General features: G+C 58.7%; 6 protein-coding genes. 2 read left to right on the forward strand and 4 right to left on the reverse strand.

Going from position 1 to position 6,521, the window contains the following annotated elements; translation table 11 throughout:
* Positions 1–98: 98 nt before the first annotated feature.
* Positions 99–560 carry a DUF892 family protein gene (locus EN884_RS20740; protein ID WP_063170817.1) on the reverse strand — a complete coding sequence of 154 codons (462 nt, stop codon included), beginning with the start codon at positions 558–560 and terminating at the stop codon, positions 99–101.
* Positions 561–1,790: 1,230 nt separating this feature from the next.
* On the opposite strand from EN884_RS20740, the gene EN884_RS20750 reads away from it, so the two are divergent.
* Both EN884_RS20750 and EN884_RS20755 read left to right on the forward strand, forming a co-directional pair.
* Entirely contained in the window at positions 1,791–2,759 is a 969-nt protein-coding gene (locus tag EN884_RS20750) for a manganese catalase family protein (protein WP_063170816.1), read from the forward strand.
* A gap of 126 nt (positions 2,760–2,885) precedes the next feature.
* The gene (locus EN884_RS20755) at positions 2,886–3,935 is read left to right on the forward strand and encodes a chemotaxis protein CheB (RefSeq protein ID WP_063170815.1); all 1,050 of its coding nucleotides are present in this window, start codon (positions 2,886–2,888) and stop codon (positions 3,933–3,935) included.
* Between the two features lie 326 nt (positions 3,936–4,261).
* Here EN884_RS20755 and EN884_RS20760 read toward each other — a convergent pair whose 3' ends face one another.
* From EN884_RS20760 to EN884_RS20770, 3 genes are all read right to left on the reverse strand, one after another.
* The gene (locus EN884_RS20760) at positions 4,262–4,507 is read right to left on the reverse strand and encodes a hypothetical protein (RefSeq protein WP_063170814.1); all 246 of its coding nucleotides are present in this window, start codon (positions 4,505–4,507) and stop codon (positions 4,262–4,264) included.
* 42 nt (positions 4,508–4,549) lie between these two features.
* The gene (locus EN884_RS20765; protein WP_063170813.1) at positions 4,550–4,933 is read right to left on the reverse strand and encodes a hypothetical protein; all 384 of its coding nucleotides are present in this window, start codon (positions 4,931–4,933) and stop codon (positions 4,550–4,552) included.
* A 722-nt stretch (positions 4,934–5,655) separates the two neighbouring features.
* Positions 5,656–6,521, reverse strand: an 866-nt coding sequence (locus EN884_RS20770) for a response regulator (protein ID WP_128360715.1), incomplete at its 5' end; no start/stop codon positions are given.

Here is a 6,521-nt window from a genome sequence, read left to right on the forward strand (position 1 = left end):
ACCGTATCCACTATTTGCTCATGCACGCAGCGCCAGCCAACCTGATCGACGGTGTCGATGGACTCGATCTCCCTCCCGCCCAACGCGTTCAGCTAGATCTAGGCGGCATCTTGCAGCGCCCTTTCATTTACGCTGGTGCCTCCAAGCTGCGTCAACGCCTCGTCCGTTGCCTTCTCTTCGTCGAGCGTCTGCTGCAGCAGCGGAACCGCGTCATTCAAGCCGAGCAGCCTTGCCCAGGTTACCAATGTCCCATAACGGGCGATCTCATAATGCTCGACGGCCTGGGCAGCGGCAACAAGCCCGGCGTCGAGGGCCGGCGCCGCCTGGAACTCCTCCAGTATCTCCCCGCCCTCCTCAATGATGCCGTCGATCGCGGGACAGGTCTTGCCCTGCGCGCGCTTGCCGAAAATCTCGAACACCTGCTGCAGCCGCTCAACCTGACCCTCAGTCTCGTCGCGGTGCTTCTCGAACGCGGCGGTCAACTCTTGCGATTCGGCACCCCTGGCCATTTTCTTGAGGGCACTTAAGATCTTACGCTCCGCGTAGTATATGTCCTTCAAGGCTTCGTAAAATAGATCTTCCCAGGCCCTTTGTGCTGCTCTGGGCGCTTTTCTTCGTCGCCATCTCCATGTCCCACTTCGAGTTCAATGCTTCGCGGCATATGCAGCTCTAACAACCAAGGCCATCGGTTGTTCCTCGCCCTCAAAGACATGGTGGGAACACGAGCAAGGACCGTGATCTCGCTCCGTTCTGGTCGGCACAACCGGCGCCATGTCGCCTCTGCGCCTGGCTAGCCTCGCGGCCGCTTGTCAAGCCGCCTGCCGCGCCTTAACCGGCGTTCTCGCCTATCGAAGTCGATTGCTGGTCACTCTTTCGCCGATCAATGTTGATAAGACGGCGGTCGGGGGCCGCGGCGCCGGAACGACCTCTTCAGCGTTTTGTGGGCAAGCTGCTGTGAGACCAGATCGCGCGCTTTTCGGCACATATTGCAAGCCACAATGGTCGCTCGGCTGCCTCTGCCGGTCTAAACGGGACCCGGCCCGCGGCATGCCCGGATGGTTGAAGCGGATTGTTGAAAAGGTGTGTCGGGGTGAACTAGATCATCCGCCGCCATCGGTTGCGACGATCGAGCGACGATTGCTCCTACCGGCCGCCCGACCGCCGTTTCGCTTCTTCATCGATCCTGCGACCTGAGAATCTTGAGTGCCTCGTCCTTGGTGAGGCCGCACTTTCGGGCAAAGTAGTCGCTTCGATGGCCCTTTCGCGATCCGTCCGAGACGCGGTGTTCTGCTTGGCCTTCTTGCCCATCGATGCTATCGCCGCGATTATATCGCCTGCTGGTGATCAAGCGCCTACGCCGTGGGAGGGCTCACGCGGGGATCGGGTCACCAATCTTGCAGCTCCGCTGCCTGGCTAGAACTGTGGTTTGGCGCGATTGTTCCGAGATCGCAGAACTTCGCAAGAGATGCCTGGCGCCGGACTTTGCTGTGGCCATTCGGGATCTGTCATCCCATCGCTGTGACCTGCAGACGAATGCAGAGCCTCAGCAGTTTTTTCGCCGCTTTCATCGTGGGTTAGTCCCGACAACATGTTCGTTCCAGTACCCGGAGGAAAAAACGTGCGCGACCAGTCTTTTTCCCATCTGGAGGCGCTCATTGATGTGCGTCCCGACACGAATTTCACCCCTAGCGCGCCATGGCCTCGCGGATCGGCCACTGCGTCACTCGATGCAATATGGAACAATCCTCGCAGGCGGATGTTGGGCAACCCAACCCCCTGGAGGATTGCCAATGTTCATGCACAACAAGCGCCTGCAATACACCGTCCGCGTTTCGGAGCCTAATCCCCGCCTGGCCTGCATGATCATGGAACAATTCGGTGGCGCCGATGGTGAGCTTGCCGCGGCGATGCGCTATTTCACGCAAGGCCTCGGCGAGGATGATCTTGGCCGTCGCGACATGTTGCTCGACATAGCCACTGAAGAACTCAGCCACCTTGAGGTGGTGGGATCGATCGTCACCATGCTGAACAAGGGGCTCAAGGCACAACTTGCCGAAGGCCAGATGAAAGAAGCGGACCTTTATATGATGGTCGGCGCCAGCGGTACGACAGCCAAGGAATCCATCCTGTTTGGCGGTGCTCCCGCGCTGTGCGACTCAGCCGGCGTTCCCTGGACCGCGGCCTATGTCGACTCACGCGGTGAACCTACCGTGGATTTGCGGTCGAACATCGCCGCTGAAGCGCGCGCCAAGATCGTTTACGAACGCCTCATCAACATCACCGATGATCCGGGCATCAAGGACGCGCTCGGCTTCCTGATGACACGCGAGATCGCTCATCAAAAGTCGTTTGAGAAAGCACTCTACGCCATCGAAAACAATTTCCCGTCAGGCAAGCTCCCGGGCATCGAGAGGTACGCCAGCATGTACGTCAACACCTCTCAAGGTGACGGCGATACCAATGGTCCATGGAATTCCGGCGAAGAGTGGGATCGGATCGATGACCTTGAACAGGTGATGCCCGTCGACGGCGGAGACGGCTTGGCAACCGTCAAAATGGGCGCCAGAGACATGAAGGTGGTGGCCAAGATGGCCGACCGTACTCTTTCTGATCCGGCGTCCGATCCGATCACGGGCGCTGATCTAGGTGCCGGTCCTGGAGCTGGCCGAACCAAGAACGCGGATTTTGGCGGCGCGGCAAGCATTCAGGAGGCCCCGGCCGTGGCCGAGGCTGCTGTCAAACGCGCACGTAAGCGTTAGTTTGGACTGACGTCATTGCGGGCAACTATGTTCGGGGTCAGGAAGCTAACGACGAAAGCAGGGTATCCGACTGGCAGCAGCGGACTGGCCGGAGTGCTCGCTATTTGCTGAGTGGGTGAAGCACATATGGCCACCGCCGCACCACGATCAGAGTCGGAACATGCGGGGCAGTCGGAGAAGGTCCGTGCCTACGGTTGCGAGAACCGGTGCATTGTCGCAATCGGAGCCTCGGCGGGGGGCCTCGACGCGCTGAAGAGACTTGTCCGGGATATTTCGCCGGACATTCCGGCGGCCCTCCTCATCGTACAGCACGTCGGTCTCACGAGTTACCTCGGCGACATTCTCGGTCGCGCTGCCAACATGCCCGTAGCGAATGCCGCCAGCGGCACGAAGGTTAAAAACGGGCACATCTTCGTTGCACCGCCCGGAGCTCACCTGCTTTTACATGATGATCACATGCTGCTACGGCGCGGGCCGCGGGAGAATTTGGCGCGCCCTGCCATCGATCCCCTTTTTCGATCAGCGGCCTGCAGCTTTGGCGGCAGCGTGATTGGTGTCGTGCTCACGGGCAGCCTCTCCGACGGGACCGCCGGCTTGCGCGCTATCAAGATTTGCGGAGGGGTCAGCGTGGTTCAAGATCCCGACGACGCTGCAGTACCCGATATGCCGCTGAGCGCCTTGCAGAATGTGGAAGTCGACCATTGCGTCGCCCTGTCCGAAATGGCTGGCCTGTTGCGCAGGCTTGCGTCCGAACTCGCAGGGCCGACACCAGAAATCCCGCCTGTCATCCGCCTTGAGGCTGCGATTGCTGCTCAGGAGCACAGCACAATGGAACAGACAGAACGCCAGCTTGGCATCCCCTCGACATTTGTCTGCCCCGAATGTCACGGACCGCTTTGGGAGATCGAAGACGGGCCGATTACCCGTTACCGTTGTCACACTGGACATGCATTCGGAGCGGACGTTTTGATGCAGGCCCAGGCGGACGATGCGGAACAGGCCCTTTGGAGCCTTCTAAGAGCGCACCAGCAGCGGGCCGAGTTGGCGAAACGGACGGCGCAACGAGAAGCCGCTCGGGAAAGACATAGCTTGGCCAGCCAAATGGCTACGCGGGCCGCGGAACACGAAGCCGACGCGAAACTTATTGAAGAAATTATCCATCGTCGAAGGCCGTGACAAACACACGCCCCGACAACCATGACCTTATTTCGGTCCGGGGCTCACAGTACGGCGTTGGCGACTTGCCGGAAACCATGATCCCCCACAGAGACAGCGAGGGTGGTCAACACGAGTCATTCTTCAAACATCCTTCAATGCCGGCGGCAAACAACGATATTAGGTCACATTAGCGTCAGGCGGACGACGTCATTTCTACCTCGACGGCAGAAGGCGCCAATCGCATTTTCAGGCGTCTTGCAGTTCGAAAGCAATGATGGCAGCCTCAGCGACCGCATGCCGCTGGCGTTGGTGCGCAGCCATAATGAATAGCTAGGGCCGCGTCCTCATCCGTCGGGCGGCTCACGCACCAACTCGAACGTGACCTTCACGGAGAATAGGAGCTTGCTGGTGTGATCGCGGACATCGATGGCAACCTCTCTGAAAGTGCCGTCCGGCATCCGGTCTTTGGCTATTTCAAGCAACGCTCTTGCTGCCTCATCTTCAGCGGCTTCCCGGCTCGCAATTTCGGTTCCTTCAGGATCGGGAAAGACTTCGCCATCGTCGGTTAAATCAAAGAAGAAGCGGGCCATGCGACCCTAATTCCGAGCCCCCAAAAAGGTTTCCTTGTAGCGCTACTTGCTGGTGATCCAATCCACCAGGCCGGTTTCCATCTGCTCGCACCCGGTGAATTCATGTACCAGGCTCGTGGCCAGATCACGCCATTGATACTCAGGCACACCCGTTTGCCTGACCAACTCTCGGAATGCCGATCGGAGAATGTCGGCGTCAAAGGCGGAGACGGCGACGCTTGCCACGCCCGGATCTTCCCACCCTCGCGCCATGTCATCGTGGTGACGTTGGCGAAGGCGTTTGAGCAGTTCGCGCGATGTCTCGATTGCGCGCCTTGAACGATCCACGTCTTGGCGAAACTTGGCAGTTCCGATCATGGAATTATGCCGAACAAGATAGCCGGTTGCGATTACGCCTTGTGCAACTTCTAAATGCGTTCGAACCATCGCGGCCTCCCTTCCAGCGAAAGGAATTGTTTACCCTGTTGTCCAGCATAACCCCAACGGATTCGCTGTACGTTTTCAACCAATCGGCTATTCGGCGATTGTCGGCCAATTGCTGGGTTTTAGCTCCGTGAGCGGCACTTCACCTCAAAGTGCCGTGGCGGCCGGCGCAGAGGTGCGCGAACGTTGGCGCCGACCAACAGAATCTGAGCGGTCATGCCTCGCGCTGGTGGAGTATATCGGCCCTTCGGGAACCACAGTGACGCCAAACGCAACGACCCGGAGAAGTCGGTGCGCACAGTCATTCATTTACAATATTAGCGCAGGCTGAAACTCGGACATGCAGGGTAGCTCGTACATGCCCTTAGCCCCGGTGAAGACCCAGCGCCGGCGCTTTTCTGTTTCGCTGCTGGGTAGGCCTGTCCGCACTCCTGCTTGACTGCGCGACTGCGAGAACAACGCCTCGCGGGTTCCCAAGCCTTGCAAACAGTTAGATCCGGGAGCTAAAGTGCGGCATAGGCTGGTAGGGCAGGCGACCAAAGCGATCTTTCGAAGAACGAAGTCGTCCTCTCGCACGAATCGGCTGCTTGAACGTACACTTTCCATAGACCCTTCTGACCGCCGAGCAGGTTGCCGCTTCGCAAGTACTCTCAGAGAAAAATTGGAGGATCTTATCCCAGCTTGACGCATCAAGGAACTCAAAGGGGGTGGTGTCTAAGGCGACCCTACGCGACATTAGCGGCTGCTATTGCGTTCGCCAATTCTTCTTCAGTAAACGGCTTGCTGAGAATTTTGATGTCGCGAGTCCCCGGGAGTTCGGCGTAGCCCGTTGCTATAATGACGGGTACGTTCGGCCACTGGACTTTGATCGTATTCGATAGCTGCAGGCCCGTCATCTTCGGCATAGCATGATCCGTTATGACGAGGTCGAACGGCTGCTCCTCCAGCAACCTGAGGGCTGCCGCCGCAGAATGCGCCTCCGCGACAGTATGGCCGAGATCCTCGAGCATTGCCGCGGTATTCAAAAGGACCAGCGCATCGTCATCCACTGCCAGAATCCGCAGCGACGCCGTCTCAATGGCTTCCTCGGCAAGAACATCCGGCCCGCGCGCGACTTCCGAGCTCGCGGTGGCCACCGGCAGCCACAGTTCCGCCGTCGTTCCTGCTCCCTTGCGGCTCCTAAGCGTCAGGCGCCCGCCCATTTGTTCTGTCATCCCATGGACCATAGACAGACCGAGACCCGTGCCTTTGCCAACGCCTTTTGTGGTGAAGAACGGTTCTGTCGCCCGAGCTAGTGTTTCTTCGTCCATTCCTTCGCCAGCGTCTGCTACCGAGAGGCAGACATAATGCCCCGGGGCCAAGCCAGCCTGTTTGCTTTCGCCGACCTGTTCCATCCGAGTGGAGATGACGATCGTCCCACCATCAGGCATCGCGTCCCTGGCATTGACGCACAGATTGAGCAATGCGAGTTCGATTTGACTTTCATCAACCATCACACGATCAAGCGAGAGCGGAAATTTCGTCTCTATGATCGCCCTTGAGCCCAGCGATCGTTCCAAGAGATCCTTCATTCCGTGTATGAGCCCTATCA

This window comes from Mesorhizobium sp. M7A.F.Ca.AU.001.01.1.1, assembly GCF_004022735.1.
GTDB lineage: Bacteria > Pseudomonadota > Alphaproteobacteria > Rhizobiales > Rhizobiaceae > Mesorhizobium > Mesorhizobium ciceri.